This is a genomic window from Pseudaminobacter salicylatoxidans (assembly GCF_003148475.1).
GTDB lineage: Bacteria > Pseudomonadota > Alphaproteobacteria > Rhizobiales > Rhizobiaceae > Pseudaminobacter > Pseudaminobacter salicylatoxidans.
The window spans coordinates 207,983-222,839 of the sequence record NZ_QGGG01000002.1; the positions used below are offsets into that span (position 1 = coordinate 207,983).

The following is a 14,857-nucleotide window of genomic DNA, read 5'->3' on the forward strand; positions in this document are numbered from 1 at the left end:
AGTCTCGCTGATCAGGGCGTGGGCGGCGACATCATCGCCGAAATTTCGGCTTCCGCTGCCTTTGCGCCGTCAACCAGCGCTTCGCAAGCGAAACGCCAGATATTGCCCCGTTTTTTCAGCTTTTTCACATGGATGTGAAGTTGGTCGCCCGGAACGACAGGCCGCCTGAACTTGGCGTTATCGATCGTCATGAAATAGACGAGCGACGGCTTGTCGGTGGTCTGGCTCTTGATGCAGATGGCCCCCGCCGTTTGCGCCATGGCCTCGACGATGAGAACGCCCGGCATCACCGGCTGCTCGGGGAAATGCCCCTGGAAATGCGGCTCGTTGAAGGTGACGTTCTTGATACCGATTGCGGAATTGTCGGCATCGATGTCGATGATGCGATCGACCAGAAGCAGCGGATAACGATGCGGCAACAGCTTCAGCAGGCCGAGAATATCGATGGCTTCAAGCGTGGATGTGGCGGTGTCGGCCATACAGGATCACCCCTTCTTGGGCTTCGATGAAAGTTTGCGGATAGCGGCAACATCGCGCATGAATTCCATCATCGGCCGTGCAGGCAGACCCGCCCAGACTTCGCCGGCCGGAACGTCGTTCATGAAGCCGCTGGCCGCAGCCAGCCGGGCGCCGCTGCCGATGGTCAGGTGGTCGGCAAGGCCGACGCGGCCACCCATCATCACATAGTCGCCGATCGTGACGGAGCCCGAGATGCCGCATTGCCCCGCAATAACGCAGCCGCGCCCGATACGCACATTGTGCGCGATCTGGACAAGATTATCGATCTTGCTGCTTTCACCGATAATGGTATCGGCCATGGCGCCGCGATCCACGGTGGTGTTGGCGCCGATCTCGACGTTATCCTGGATGACCACGCGCCCGATCTGCGGGATGCGCTCGGGGCCGGTCGCGCCTGCGACAAAGCCAAATCCTTCACGCCCCACACTGGCGCCACTGTGGATGACCACCCTGTTTCCGATCAGGGCGCACTGCACATTGACATTGGGGCCGATGAAACAATCACGACCGATCTGGGTCGAAACCCCGACAACAGCGTTCGGCGCAATGATCGTACCGCTGCCGATGGCTACATTGGCGCCGATGACAGCGCCGGGCTCGACGATGACGTTGGCTTCCAGCTTTGCCGTGGGGTGAACATAAGCGGCCGGCGAGACGCCGGTTTCTCCGGTGATCGGCTGCGGCCTGGACGCCGTCGGAAACATGAGCCGCGCGACCTGCGCAAACGCCGCCTGCGGCTTCTGTGTGACCAGAATGGCAATCCCGGCAGGAACCAGACTTGTTATGTCGGGCGTGCACAGGACCGCCGCCGCGCGCAATCCATCGAGCAAACCGGCATTGCGCCTGCCCTCAACGAAGACAAGCGAATCGGAAGTGCCGTCTCTGGCCGGCGCGATAGTTGCCACACTCGCCTGCTCATGGCGCGAGTCGAGCAACTCCGCACCGGTGAGGTTCGCGATCTCAAGGGCCGTATAGCGGCGCGACGGCTCGAAGAACACCGGGTCGGACATGTACACCTTTTCCTTCCGGGCCGACACGGCCCGGAAGTTCCCGCTTCTATATCAGAAGCGGGTCGAAATGCCGAAGTTGAAATTCTGGACGACGTCGCCGTCCTTCTTGACGACCGGCACCGCGTAATCGATGCGGAGCGGGCCGAACGGAGACGCCCAGATCAGGCCGGCGCCAACGGAGGCACGCCATTCCATATCGGTGCCCGCGACGGTGAGGCCGGAAACCGGAGCGATCTTGTTTCCGTAAAGCGTAGCTGCGTCCGCAAACACCGCGCCGCGAAGACCGAAGCTCTCGGGAATGACCGGCAGCGGGAACTGCGCTTCAAGCGAGGCGTTGAAGTAGGTCGTGCCGCCCAGATGGTCGCCCGTATCCAAGTCATAAGGGCCGAACCCACCCCATTCGAAGCCACGGATCATGCGATCCGTACCTTGGAAGTGATCGAAGATGCGCAGGTTCTTTTCCGAACCATAGCCCTGAACATGGCCACCCCCGACAGTCGCCAGACCGACGATGTCATACTCTTCCGACAGCGTATGATAATAGTTGCCGCGACCGGTAACCTTCACGAACTTCGCGTCACCGCCCACACCAGCGACTTCCGTCGTCATCGTGGCGTAGATGCCCGAATGCGGGTTCTTCATGTCGTCGATCGTGTTGTACAGGATCGTTCCCGACACGGAGGACTTGGTCCACGGGCTTTCGTTCACGCCCTCGATGATACCCTGCGAGACGTCACATACAGGGATGGTAGAGCCTGGATTGTCGGGATCGGGCTTCTGATCAATCTGACCATCGCCATTCGCATCACAGCCGTCGCGGAATTTATACTTCTCCTGCGTGTAGTTATACGCCAGCTGCGTGGACAGCGCCTCGGTGATCGGCAGGCCAAACCTGACCGTGCCGCCGTTCAGCTCGCTCTCATATTTGTCGAAGGTGCGGGTCTGGCGATAGATATCGAAACCAGCCGCGATGCGACGACCCAGGAAGTATGGCTCCGTGAAGGAGAGCGAGAAGTCACGCGAACGCTTGCCGCCACCGGCCGAGAAGCGGATATACTGGCCGCGACCCAGGAAGTTGCGCTCGGTGATCGAGCCTTCGACAGACGGACCCGGCGTTTCACCGCCGGACGTGTAGCCCGCGCCGATCGAGAACTCACCCGTCGACTTTTCAACGACATCTACGACCAGAACGACCTGATCGGGTTCGCTACCCGGAGCGGTCGCAATCTGGACGCTCTCAAAGAAACCAAGGTTCTCGAGGCGCTTCTTCGCACGCTGGATCAGAACCTGATTGAAGGCATCGCCTTCGCTGACGTCGAACTCGCGACGAATGACGTAGTCGCGCGTGCGGTCGTTGCCGCGAATCTCGATGCGCTCGACATAGGCTTTGGCACCCTGGTCCACCGTATAGACCACGGAAATCGTGTGATTCTCGAAATTGCGGTCGCCACGCGGCGTAACCTGCGCAAAGGCATAGCCCTTACCCGCAACCTCTTCAGTCAGCGCAATGATCGAATCCTCGACATTCTTGGCGCTATAGACCGCACCCGGCTTGGTCTTGAGCTGGGATTGAAGTTCGGCCGTATTGACGTCCGGGATCGAGCTTTCCACCGAAACGTCGCCGAAGGTGTAGCGATCGCCCTCTTCGAGGGTGATGGTGACGGTGTAGGTGTTCGACGCCTCATCGAGTTCGCCGGAAGCGGAGATGATGCGGAAATCGGCATAGCCGCGGTTGTAGTAGAAGCGGCGCAGCGCTTCCTCATCCGCCCGCAGGCGCTGTTCGTCGTAAACGTCATCGCGCATCAGGAACGACAGGATCGTCGACTTCTTGGTTGAGATCACATCGGCCAGGCGACGCGAGCTGAACGCATTGTTGCCGACGAAATTGATCGCCGCGATCTTCGTACGCTCACCTTCATTGACCTCGAACACGACGTTGACGCGATTCTCGCCGAGATCCATCACACGCGCATTGACGTTGGCGTCGTTGCGGCCGATCCGGCGATAGGCTTCGCGAATCGCCTCGGCATCGGCTTCCATCGTGGCGTTGGAGAAGGTGCCGCGCGGCTTCAGCTGAACCATGCCGGAAAGCTGCGCGTCCTTGATCTTCTTGTTGCCCTGGAACAGGACCTGATTGACCACCTGCAGCTCGGAAACCTGCACGACCAGCGCCGATCCGGCCTGATTGATGCGCACATCCGAGAAAAGACCGGTGGCGAACAGGCGCTTCACCGCCTCGTCGATGTCGGCGTTGGAGAACGCTTTCCCCGGCTTGATGGCAACATAGTCGCGAATCGTCTGCGCATCGACGCGCTGGTTGCCACGCACCTGGATGCTGCTGACCACCGCAGCCGACGCGGCCGAAACGCTGGCGAACTGGACGGCCACAGCGCCCGGAACAACCAGTGATGCGGACAAGGCCGCCGCAGACACGGCGCTTAGGAAATTCGATGCTGCCTTCATCGGGCTATTGAACCTTTTCTCGTAGTCCCCACGGCGAGAAAACCGGGCGTGCGGCCAAATTTTCTCTACCGTATTAACCGGATTTTCCCTACACGCAAGGCTTCTGGTTAATTTGCATTTACTTCGCAGACACACGTGGCTTTCGCGTCACGCATATTGCCGCTGATGGTAAACGCCCCCTCAATAAGCCTCAGTACAGAGCAAATTTCTTCATAATTTCAGCACCCGAACAGGTCGTTCCAGAACACGAACCCCATGAAGCCCAATACGACCAGCATGCCGATTCGATAGAACGCTTCCATTGCCCGTTCGGATAACGGTCGCCGAATAACTGCCTCTATCCCATAGAAAAGCAAATGGCCACCGTCCAGTGGCGGAATGGGCAACAGGTTGAGAAATCCAATGCCCACCGAAAGCATCGCCACCAGTTGCACCAGCCATTCGAAACCGAGCTTGGCTGCCTTGCCCGCCATGTCGGCGATCTTGACGGGGCCTCCAAGCTGGCATTTGTCCTCGCGGCCGACGACGAAGCGCTTGAAGAACTGCCCCGTGCGCAGGATGATATTGCCGGTTTCGCGCACAGCTTCCGCAACCGCGCCGGCCGGCCCGTAGTGCACGACATGCGGCTGGCCGAGCTGTTCGTCATTGACCACGCCGATCACGCCAATCTTGATCTTGTTTCCGAGCGGGTCGGTCTGCTCCATCGCTTCGGGCGTCGCGGTCAGCGTCAGGTCCTTGCCATCGCGTTGAATGACGAAGGTGAGCTTGTCGCCGGCACGGCCCGAAACCAGTTGCTGGACATCCGAAAACGTCTCGACCTTTTCGCCATTGACGCTGACGAACCGGTCGCCCGGCTGGAAACCGGCCACCGCGGCCGGGCTGTCGGCACGCACCTCGGCCACCATAGGCTCGGACACGAAGCGGCCATAGACGGAAAACATCACCGCAAAGACTGCGATGGTCAGCAGGAAATTGAACAAGGGGCCGGCGAACACGGTCGCCGCGCGCTTCCACAATGCCTGGGTATGGAACGCAACCTTGCGCTCCTCCGCGGTAAGCTTTGCCGTCTCGGCTGGATCCGGTGTGCTGGTGGCATTCATGTCGCCAACGAACTTGACGTAGCCCCCAAGCGGGATCGCCGAAAGCTTCCAGCGCGTGCCGTGACGGTCATTAAAGCCGATGAGTTCCGGGCCGAAACCGATCGAGAACGCCTTCACGCCGATGCCGCACCAGCGGCCGACAAGATAATGCCCCATCTCGTGGACGAACACGACAACGGTCAGAACGAACAGGAACGGAATGATGGTGCCCACGAGCAGACTATCCGTGCCGAATATCGCAGGAAGTATCTGACCCAAGCTCATTCCCTCTCATATATTTTCGGCGATCCGCGCCAGTTTGGCATCAAAACCGGCAAATCCAAGGAGAAACGCCGTCTGCCTCCCGGTCGCCGTTCTAGAAGCTGAACAGTCCCGCCGCGGGATTGTCGGCCCCGCCGAAAAGCGCACCGATCACATACAGCGCCAGAGCGGCCACCACCAGTCCGTCCACCCGGTCCATGACACCGCCGTGCCCGGGAATCAGATGACTGGAATCCTTTACCCCATGCCGACGCTTGACCCAGGATTCAAAGAGGTCTCCCGCCTGCGACACAATCGACAGGAAAAGTGCGACAGGCACGATTTCGGCAAGCCCCGCAGCGCCCGACCAGGCAGCAACAGTACCGCCGGCGATCACGCCCCCCAGCGTTCCGCCGATTGCACCGCTCCATGTCTTTCCGGGAGAAATCGCTGGGGCCAGCTTCGGCCCACCGACCGCGCGGCCGACGAAATAAGCCAGAATGTCGGTCGCCCACACCGTCGCGAACAGAAACAGGATCGCAATCAGCCCGGCGGCGTCGGTGCCGCGCAGCAGCGCGAGCGAAATACCCGAAAGCCCGGCATAGATGACGCCGAGGGTGGTCCAGGTACCCTGCCCCCGGATCAGGCCTGTTACAGCCGAGATCACAACGACAGCGGCAAAAACCGCCCAGAGAACGCCGGCGGCCACGCCAGCCACCATTACCAGCATGGCCATGACGAGCAGGATGGTCGACAGCCACTGATAGGCGCCGTTGGAAACGGTGCGCGACATGGCGCACCATTCATAGAACATCGCAAGCGCGATGACGGCGGCCAGCAGGCGGAACGGCAAGCCGCCCAGCCAGGTCAAGGCAAGCATGACGACTGCAAGGACAATCGCCGAAATGACCCGCAACTGCAGATTGCTCAAGCCGCTCAAGACGCGACGCCCCGTGCAGCCAGCCCACCGAATCGCCGTTCGCGGGCGGCGAATTGGCCGATGGCCTCCGCAAGGTGATCCTGAGTAAAGTCAGGCCAGTAACAGGGCAGGAAAACCAGTTCGCTGTAGGCTGCCTGCCAAAGCAGGAAATTCGACAATCGTATTTCGCCGCTGGTGCGGATGACCAGATCCGGATCGGGAATGTCGGAGGTGTCGAGTGTCGTGGCAAATGCCTCGATATCGATCTCATCGGGAGAGATATTTCCGGCGACAGCCTGTTGCGCCAGCTTGCGCGCGGAGCGCACGATCTCGTCGCGCCCGCCATAATTGAAGGCGATGACCAGATTGATCGCGCTATTTCCCGCCGTCAGCGTTTCGGCTTCCTCAAGCAGTGCCGCTATGTCGGACTGAAGGTTGTCGCGGTCGCCGATGACCCGCACGCGCACGCCGTTCTGATGCAATTCGGCCAGATCGCGCCGAATGAACAGTTTCAGCAGCCCCATCAGGTCACTGACCTCGGATTTCGGCCGCGACCAGTTCTCGGAGGAGAAGGCATAGACCGTCAGCCAGCGGATGCCTTGATCAGCGGCGGCACGCACCGTCTTGCGCAGGGCTTCCACGCCGGCCTTGTGGCCTGCCAGACGAGGCAGGCCACGCGCTTTCGCCCAGCGGCCGTTCCCGTCCATTATGATCGCGACATGCGCGGGGGCTGTCATCATCCTCGCCTTCGAGTTGCCCGAACGAACCGGACGAGCCTCAAACCTGCATGATCTCCGCTTCCTTTCCGGAAAGCAGGCTGTCGATCGTGCTGATGGTGTCGTCCGTAAGCTTCTGCACCTTGTCGGACTGTACCCGCGACTCGTCTTCGCTGATGTCGCCGTCCTTCTGGGCTTTCTTAAGGTGGTCCATGCCGTCGCGACGTACATGGCGCGCGGCCACGCGGGCATTTTCCGCATAGGTGTGGGCGATCTTGACCAGTTCCTTGCGACGCTGCTCATTGAGTTCCGGAAGCGGAATGCGCAGGGTCATGCCGTCCACGATCGGATTGAAGCCGAGATTGGACTCGCGGATCGCGCGATCGACGGCGGCGACCATCGACTTGTCCCATACGTTGACGGAAATCATGCGCGGCTCCGGAACGGAAATCGTCGCGACCTGGGAGATGGGCATGGCCGAGCCATATGCCTGGACCTGAATCGGGTCGAGAAGGTTGCTGGACGCGCGACCGGTCCTCAGCGAAGCCAGGTCATGCTTGAAGGCATTGATCGCGCCTTCCATGCGCCGCTGAATGTCGTTGAAATCTGTACCGTTGCTCATCTTTTTGTTCTCCTTGACCTCAGGTCTTCAGGCCAGCCGTTACGGTTTACGTGTCGGAAACGACCGTACAGCGGCCGCCGCCCCTGAGAATCTCACCAAAACCGCCCTGTTCATGTATCGAATAGACGATTATCGGAATGTTGTTTTCACGCGCAAGCGCAATTGCTGCCGTATCCATGATCGAGAGGCCCTTGGCGATGACCTCAGCATGGGTGATATGCTCGAAACGGGTCGCCGTGGAGTCCTTCTTCGGATCGGCCGAATAGACGCCATCCACCTGCGTGCCCTTGAACAGCGCATCGGCGCCGATTTCGGCCGCACGCAGGGCGGCTGCCGAATCGGTGGTGAAGAAGGGATTGCCGGTGCCGCCGGCGAAGATCACGACCTTGCCCTCGTTCATATAGGCGGTTGCCTGACGCTGGGAAAAGCTTTCGCAAAGCTCCGGCATGGCGATGGCCGACAGCACCACCGCGTCGACGCCGAGCTTGACCAGCGAGGTGCGCAGCGCCAGCGAATTGATGACGGTGGCCAGCATGCCCATGTGATCGCCGGTAACACGATCCCCACCCTTCGAGGCCACGGCCACGCCGCGGAAAATGTTGCCGCCGCCGATGACTACGCCCACTTCCACGCCCAGCGCCCTCGCCTCGGCGATGTCGGACGCTATGCGATCCACCACCGACACGTCGATGCCGAAATGCTGGTCGCCCATCAGCGCCTCGCCCGACGCTTTCAACACAACACGCCGGTACAAGGGTTTGGCCGTCATATGATCCTCTTTATGGATATGTTTTTCAGCGCATCCGCGGCGCGGCGTCAAATCGCCCGCGCAAGTTGCCCCGACGCGCAGTTGCGCATACACGAAGGGCACCGCGTTGTCACGCGATGCCCTGTTCATTCATGAGGATGAAGAGGCTTACTTCTTCACAGTCGCCGCAACTTCGGCAGCGAAATCGCTCTCTTCCTTCTCGATGCCTTCGCCGAGGGCAAAGCGCACGAAGCCGGTGAGCTTGGCAGGGGCACCGATTTCCTTCTCGGCTTCCTTCAGCGCAGCCTCGACCGTCAGGTCAGGGTTCAGCACGAAGTTCTGCTTGAGAAGGACGACCTCCTCGTAGAACTTGCGCATGCGACCCTCGATCATCTTCTCGATGACGTTCTCCGGCTTGCCGGATTCGCGAGCCTGCTCGGAGAAGATCGCCTTCTCGCGCGCCACGACCGCCGGATCGATCTCCTCGGCCGTCAGCGCGAGCGGGCTGATTGCCGCGACATGCATGGCTACCTGGCGTGCGAAATTGTGGGCCGCATCGGCATTGCCGGTGGTCTCGATGGCGACCAGAACGCCCAGCTTGCCGAGATTGTCGGCAACGGCATTGTGCACATAGGTCGCAACCGCGCCGGACGAAACAGAAAGCTTCGCCGAGCGGCGGAAGCCCAGGTTCTCGCCGATGGTGCCGACGGCGTCCTTGATGGTTTCGGTGACCGACTTGTCCGAACCCGGATAGGCAGCCTCGGCGACAGCGGAGGTCTCGCCATTGCCGGCAAGCGCGACGGCTGCGACGTTGCGGACGATCTCCTGGAAGGCCTCGTTGCGGGCAACGAAATCGGTCTCGGAGTTGACCTCAACGACAACGGCCGACTTGGCTTCGCCGGCAACGCCGATCAGACCCTCGGCGGCGGTGCGGCCAGCCTTCTTGTCGGCCTTGGCAATGCCCTTGGCGCGCAGCCAGTCGACGGCGGCGTCCATGTCGCCATTGGTCTCCGCCAGCGCAGCCTTGCAATCCATCATGCCCGCGCCGGTCATGTCGCGGAGCTGTTTAACCTGTGCAGCTGAAATGCTCATTCTCTTGCCTCTTCTTTAGAAACGCGTGGGCGCACCACCGATCTTTCGATGATGCGCCTGACGCCAGCGCGACAAAGCGCGCCAAATCCGGGAAAATCGGGAGCCGGGATGCGGCTCCCGGCGCCATTACGCCTCGGGCGAGGTGCCTTCCGATGCCTCACCGAGAGCCGGCTCGGACGGGGCTTCGGCCGAAGCGCCGATGTCTACACCCAGCGCGCCCTGCTGGCGGGCAATGCCGTCGATGGCGGCGCGGGCGACCAGGTCGCAGTAGAGCTGGATGGCGCGGGCGGCGTCATCGTTGCCCGGGATCGGGAAGTCGACCTTGTCCGGATCGCAGTTGGAGTCGACGATGGCGACGACCGGGATGCCGAGGCGCTTGGCCTCGAGGATGGCGATCGCTTCCTTGTTGGTGTCGATCACGAACATCAGGTCGGGCGTCGAGCCCATGTCCTTGATACCGCCGAGGGCCTTGTCCAGCTTCTCGCGCTCACGCTCGAGGTTCAGGCGCTCCTTCTTGGTGAAGCCCTGGGCTTCGCCGGCGAGCAGTTCGTCGAGCTTGCGCAGGCGCTGGATCGAGTTCGAAATCGTCTTCCAGTTGGTCAGCATGCCGCCGAGCCAGCGGGAATTGACGTAGTACTGGGCCGAGCGCTGGGCGGCGTCAGCGACGATGTCCGAGGCCTGGCGCTTGGTTCCGACGAACAGCACGCGGCCGCCGCGGGCAACGGTGTCGGAAACCTGCTTGAGCGCCTGGGCGAGCAGCGGATACGTCTGCGACAGATCGATGATGTGGATGTTGTTGCGGGCGCCATAGATGTAAGGCGCCATCTTCGGGTTCCAGCGGTGGGTCTGGTGGCCGAAGTGAACACCAGCTTCCAGAAGCTGGCGCATGCTGAAATCAGGCAGTGCCATTCCTATTTTCCTTTCCGGTTAGCCTCCACGGACGTCCGGCATCTCGGATGATCCTCGATGCCACCGGAGGTTTCGGCCGGATTTCTCCCGGCAGACACCAAAGTCCGTGTGTGGAATGTGCGCGCATATAGCGGGCGAACCGCCGAATTGCAAGCGCGGGTCTACTTATCGCATTTCTGCTGCGCGGCTTGATCGAACAGCGAGAGATCGACAAGCTTGCCGGTCATGGAAAAATCGCCATAGTCCATGACCAGATCCCGCGTCAGGCCGTTTTCATGCAGCTTGAAGCTGATGCGATATTCCGGCAGTCCCTCGCCGTCACCCTTGCTCTCGTCGAAATAGGCGATGTCGACGGGCCAGTATTTGTCCTTGGCGAGGCTCTTGAGGGCCGGCAGTTCGGGATCGCTCTTGCCCGCTTCCGCCTTCTTGCCGACCACGACGGTGGTGGTCATGACCTTATCGGCATCCTCGGAACCGTCGAACAGACTGGTTTCGTAGAACGTCTCGCCGCTCCTGGCCTTGTCGATGAGCTCGACCAGATGCTGTGTCGGGAACTGCGAGGGTCCCAGTTCCAGCGTGTTCTTTTCCGGCTTTTCGATATCGACCTTGAGCCCATCCTTCTCGCGCGTGGCCGTGCCCTTCACCTCGCGTTCGAGATTCTGGTCGACGAAGGACTTGGTAACGAAATTGAAGGTCTTGCCTTCCGCGTCCTCGAAGGTCGTGGTCTGCTGGTCCGTCAGGCGCGTGTTGTCGCCGGTGTCGATCTGGGTGACAAAGCGGAACTTGACCGTATAACCCTCGCAGGCCGAACCGTTGAACTCATAGACCATGCGGCCGGCAAGTCCGGTAATGCCCGACTTGTCGGAAGCCTTGTCGAGGATCAGGTCGTAGACCGCGCGATGGGAGGCCAGCGGGGCCCCCGCGAAAGCCGGTACGGCGCTGAAAACGGACGACGAAAGAAGGGCAAGCAAGGCAAGGCGCGATGCGCGCATGAAGACGCTCCGGTGGCGCGACCGTGATTGGCCGCTGAACTGACAGGCACTTTAAAAAAAGTCGTGGCGGAAGCGAGGCAAAAATAGCAGTTTGCGCCCGACAACCGATTTCCATCACCAGAAATAAGGAAAGACGATGAGCGAAACAATTGAAAACCGGCTCGGCAAACTCGGCGTGACCCTGCCGGTCGCAGCCGCCCCCGCGGCCAACTACGTGCCCTACGCACAGAGCGGCAATCTCGTCTTCACCGCCGGTCAGTTGCCGCTGAAGGACGGCAAGCTCGTCGCCTCCGGCCTGCTGGGCCGCGACCTCGACACCGCGACCGGTCAGGAAGCCGCCAAATATTGCGCGGTGAACGTGCTGGCGCAGGTCAAGGCCGCGCTGGGCGACCTGGAGAGAATCAAGCGGCTGGTGAAGATCACCGTTTTCGTCGCCTCCTCGCCCGATTTCACCGAGCAGCATCTCGTCGCCAATGGCGCTTCCGATTTCCTGGTCGCGGCGCTCGGCGATGCCGGCAAGCATGCCCGTTCGGCCGTGGGCGTGGCGGTCCTGCCGCTCAATGCAGCGGTCGAGGTCGAAGCCATCGTCGAGTTTGCGTAAAGGCCGCATCATGACCGACCTTTCCTGGCTGGCGGCGCGGCCGATTGCGCATCGTGGCTATCACGACGTCAACAAGACAGTGTGGGAAAACACGCTGTCGGCCTTCGATCGGGCTATCGAAAGAGGCTACTCGATCGAGTGTGACGTGCATTTGTCATCCGATGGCATTCCGGTCGTCTTCCATGATGACGACCTGAAGCGTCTCACCGGCACGGAAGGGTATATCTGGCAGCGCACGGCAACCGAAATGGCGGCCGTGCGTATCGGCGGCACGGCCGACCATGCTCCCACCCTGCAGGAAACGCTGGGTCACGTGGCCGGTCGCGTGCCGCTGGTGATCGAACTGAAGGGTATTCCCGGCAAGGATGACGGGCTGGTGGAAAAGGTATGCACGCTGCTGCGCAACTATCGCGGGAAGGCCGCCATCATGTCCTTCGACCACTGGCTGATACGGCAATTCCCCGCCCATGCGGGCAACATTCCGACCGGACTGACCGCATATGGCACCAAGGACCACGAACTGGAGGCGCATTTCTCCATGCTGGCGCATGGCATTTCCTTCACCTCCTACAGCGTCTCCGACCTGCCAAACCATTTTGTCGGTTTCGTGCGCGAGAAGCTCAACATGCCGGTCATTACCTGGACCGTGCGCGACCAGACGGCGGTGGACCGGACTTTTGCCCATGCCGACCAGATGACCTTCGAAGGCTTCGAGCCGGCGCCAGCGGTTGCGTGATTGTGTTGCGCTGCCCTCTTGCACCCGCAACCGGGCAACGTATCTAAAGCCGATGGACACGAGACGCGACGGCACCGACACCCGAGCGGACGGCGACTTCGCCATCCGCGTCGTCGACAGCATGGGCGCATTCACCCGCGCCGAATGGGAGAGCCTGGCGGGAACTTCGCGAAACAATATCGGAATTCCATATAACCCATTCGTTTCATTTGATTTTCTGAATATACTCGAAGAGTCTGGTTGCGCGGTTCGCCGCTCAGGCTGGCTCGGTCAGCATCTGCGTCTCGAAGCACCGGACGGCACCTTGCTCGGCGCGGTTCCCTGTTATCTGAAATCCCACAGCCAGGGCGAATATGTGTTCGACCATGGTTGGGCCGATGCCTTCGAGCGCGCGGGCGGACGTTACTATCCGAAGCTGCAGGCTTCGGTGCCCTTCACCCCGGCGACAGGCCCACGCCTGCTGGCGCACAGGGACGCCGAACCGCAATCGATCAGGGCAGCGCTTGCCGCCGGACTGAAGCTGGCAACCGACAAGCTCGGCGTTTCATCCGCCCATGTCACCTTCGCCACGCAAGCCGACATGGCAGCGCTCAAGGGAGCGGGTTTTCTGGAACGCACGGACCAGCAATTCCACTTCTTCAACGAAGATTTTTCCAGCTACGACGATTTTCTCGCCACGCTCGCTTCACGCAAGCGCAAGGCGCTGAAGAAGGAGCGCCGCGAGGCGCTGGCGCACGGCATCGAGATCGACTGGCTGACGGGCAGCGATCTCACCGAACGCGTCTGGGACGATTTCTTCGCCTTCTACATGGATACCGGCAGCCGCAAATGGGGGCGCCCTTATCTCAACCGAACATTCTTCTCGCTGATCGGCGAACGGATGCGCGACGATATATTGCTGGTCATGGCCCGCCGTGATGGTCGCCATATCGCCGGCGCCATCAACTTCATCGGCTCGGAAACGCTCTACGGGCGCAACTGGGGCTGCCTCGAGGATCACCCATTCCTGCATTTCGAGGTCTGCTACCATCAAGCCATCGATTTCGCGATTGCCAATAAACTCAAAGTGGTAGAGGCGGGAGCTCAAGGCGAGCACAAGCTGGCGCGCGGCTATCGGCCCGTCACCACGCACTCGGCCCACTATATCGCCCATCCTGGCCTGAGAAACGCGGTAGCCGACTATCTCGAACGCGAACGCGACGAGGTGGAGCGGATCGGCGAGTATCTCGACGAGCACGGCCCGTTTCGCAAGAACCTGCGCGAGTCCGATTCCTGAGTGGTCAGTGCATCAATGTCTTTGAGAAGAGATTGATGATGCCCACGCCGACCACGATGAAGCCCATGCCGATCATCGCAGGCAGGTCGAGTGCCTGACGCAGCCAGGTCCAGCCGATAACCGTCACCAGAACGATGCCCGCCCCGCTCCAGATGGCATAGACAACGCCAACCGGCAGATTACGCAATGTCAGCGACAGGAAGAAGAAGGCCAGCGCATAGCCTATAACCGACACCAACGATGGTCCGAGACGGGTGAAACCATTCGTCTCCTTCAGCGCCGTCGTCGCAATGACCTCGAAAACGATTGCGACGATCAGATATGCGTAGTTCCAAAACATACCTAGCCTTGCCCCATTGATTGCGGGAAACCGCCGAACCGAATATGACGCGAACACCCGGATAAGGAGAGGCACGCCATGACATATGACGATACCAACGTGTTCGCGAAAATTCTGCGCGGCGAACTGCCCGCGCATAAGGTCTATGAGGACGAGACCGCAATCGCCTTCATGGACCTGATGCCGCAAAGCACGGGACATACGCTGGTTGTGCCCAAGACGCCATCCCGCAATCTTCTCGACGCCGATCCCGCGAGCCTTGGCCCCCTGATGGCCGTGGTGCAGAAGATCGCCCGAGCCGCAAAGCAGGCTTTCGAGGCCGACGGCGTGACCGTCTCACAGTTCAACGAGATTGCAGCCGGACAGACCGTCTTTCACCTGCATGTCCATATTCTGCCGCGCTTCGAAGGCGTACCGCTGAAACCTCACACGGGCCACATGGAAAAGCCGGAAATTCTGGCCGAACACGCCGAAAAGCTGCGCGCCGTGCTGGGCAAGGCGTAAAAAAACACTCCGTACCGTCACCGGCGCGAAGCATGTTCGAACGAATTCAGCACACGACATGAGGCCGGCG

15 protein-coding genes and 1 pseudogene are annotated in these 14,857 nt (G+C 60.8%); 4 read left to right on the forward strand and 12 right to left on the reverse strand.

Annotation, left to right across the window (positions count from 1 at the left end):
• Nucleotides 1-11: 11 nt before the first annotated feature.
• From fabZ to C7441_RS03655, 11 genes and pseudogenes are all read right to left on the reverse strand, one after another.
• On the reverse strand, nt 12-479 hold the full coding sequence (fabZ, locus tag C7441_RS03605; RefSeq protein ID WP_019173437.1) for a 3-hydroxyacyl-ACP dehydratase FabZ: 468 nt from the start codon (nt 477-479) through the stop codon (nt 12-14).
• A gap of 6 nt (nt 480-485) precedes the next feature.
• Entirely contained in the window at nt 486-1,529 is a 1,044-nt protein-coding gene (gene lpxD / locus C7441_RS03610; RefSeq protein ID WP_026060655.1) for a UDP-3-O-(3-hydroxymyristoyl)glucosamine N-acyltransferase, read from the reverse strand.
• A gap of 51 nt (nt 1,530-1,580) precedes the next feature.
• Nucleotides 1,581-3,992, reverse strand: coding sequence for an outer membrane protein assembly factor BamA (gene bamA / locus C7441_RS03615; RefSeq protein ID WP_109611742.1), 2,412 nt, complete (start codon nt 3,990-3,992; stop codon nt 1,581-1,583).
• A gap of 218 nt (nt 3,993-4,210) precedes the next feature.
• Nucleotides 4,211-5,350: an RIP metalloprotease RseP gene (gene rseP / locus C7441_RS03620; RefSeq protein ID WP_170125011.1), complete on the reverse strand. Its 1,140-nt coding sequence runs from the start codon at nt 5,348-5,350 to the stop codon at nt 4,211-4,213.
• Between the two features lie 97 nt (nt 5,351-5,447).
• Nucleotides 5,448-6,263, reverse strand: a complete 816-nt coding sequence (locus tag C7441_RS03625) for a phosphatidate cytidylyltransferase (protein ID WP_170125012.1) — start codon at nt 6,261-6,263, stop codon at nt 5,448-5,450.
• Nucleotides 6,264-6,268: 5 nt separating this feature from the next.
• A pseudogene (locus C7441_RS03630) lies at nt 6,269-7,027 on the reverse strand (isoprenyl transferase); the annotation flags it as partial.
• 1 nt (nt 7,028) lies between these two features.
• The gene (gene frr / locus C7441_RS03635; RefSeq protein ID WP_019173430.1) at nt 7,029-7,589 is read right to left on the reverse strand and encodes a ribosome recycling factor; all 561 of its coding nucleotides are present in this window, start codon (nt 7,587-7,589) and stop codon (nt 7,029-7,031) included.
• A 46-nt stretch (nt 7,590-7,635) separates the two neighbouring features.
• Nucleotides 7,636-8,358 (reverse strand): UMP kinase, encoded by a 723-nt coding sequence (pyrH, locus tag C7441_RS03640; RefSeq protein ID WP_109611746.1) that lies wholly within the window; start codon nt 8,356-8,358, stop codon nt 7,636-7,638.
• Nucleotides 8,359-8,505: 147 nt separating this feature from the next.
• Entirely contained in the window at nt 8,506-9,429 is a 924-nt protein-coding gene (gene tsf / locus C7441_RS03645; protein WP_109611747.1) for a translation elongation factor Ts, read from the reverse strand.
• A gap of 126 nt (nt 9,430-9,555) precedes the next feature.
• Complete coding sequence (gene rpsB / locus C7441_RS03650; protein WP_109611748.1) at nt 9,556-10,338, reverse strand: 30S ribosomal protein S2; 783 nt, start codon at nt 10,336-10,338, stop codon at nt 9,556-9,558.
• A gap of 161 nt (nt 10,339-10,499) precedes the next feature.
• Nucleotides 10,500-11,330 (reverse strand): cell envelope integrity EipB family protein, encoded by an 831-nt coding sequence (locus C7441_RS03655; RefSeq protein WP_019173428.1) that lies wholly within the window; start codon nt 11,328-11,330, stop codon nt 10,500-10,502.
• A 136-nt stretch (nt 11,331-11,466) separates the two neighbouring features.
• Between C7441_RS03655 and C7441_RS03660 the strand changes: the two genes are divergently transcribed.
• From C7441_RS03660 to C7441_RS03670, 3 genes are read left to right on the forward strand one after another with little or no spacing between them, the layout of a single operon-like run.
• Nucleotides 11,467-11,931 carry a RidA family protein gene (locus tag C7441_RS03660; protein ID WP_019173427.1) on the forward strand — a complete coding sequence of 155 codons (465 nt, stop codon included), beginning with the start codon at nt 11,467-11,469 and terminating at the stop codon, nt 11,929-11,931.
• 10 nt (nt 11,932-11,941) lie between these two features.
• Nucleotides 11,942-12,667: a glycerophosphodiester phosphodiesterase gene (locus tag C7441_RS03665; protein ID WP_109611749.1), complete on the forward strand. Its 726-nt coding sequence runs from the start codon at nt 11,942-11,944 to the stop codon at nt 12,665-12,667.
• Between the two features lie 52 nt (nt 12,668-12,719).
• Nucleotides 12,720-13,943, forward strand: a complete 1,224-nt coding sequence (locus C7441_RS03670) for a GNAT family N-acetyltransferase (RefSeq protein ID WP_109611750.1) — start codon at nt 12,720-12,722, stop codon at nt 13,941-13,943.
• A 4-nt stretch (nt 13,944-13,947) separates the two neighbouring features.
• Here the strand turns inward: C7441_RS03670 and C7441_RS03675 are convergent, their stop codons facing one another.
• Complete coding sequence (locus C7441_RS03675; protein ID WP_019173426.1) at nt 13,948-14,283, reverse strand: DMT family transporter; 336 nt, start codon at nt 14,281-14,283, stop codon at nt 13,948-13,950.
• A 78-nt stretch (nt 14,284-14,361) separates the two neighbouring features.
• Here C7441_RS03675 and C7441_RS03680 point away from each other — a divergent pair, with 78 nt between their 5' ends.
• Nucleotides 14,362-14,787 (forward strand): HIT family protein, encoded by a 426-nt coding sequence (locus C7441_RS03680; RefSeq protein WP_019173425.1) that lies wholly within the window; start codon nt 14,362-14,364, stop codon nt 14,785-14,787.
• The last annotated feature ends 70 nt before the right edge of the window (nt 14,788-14,857 follow it).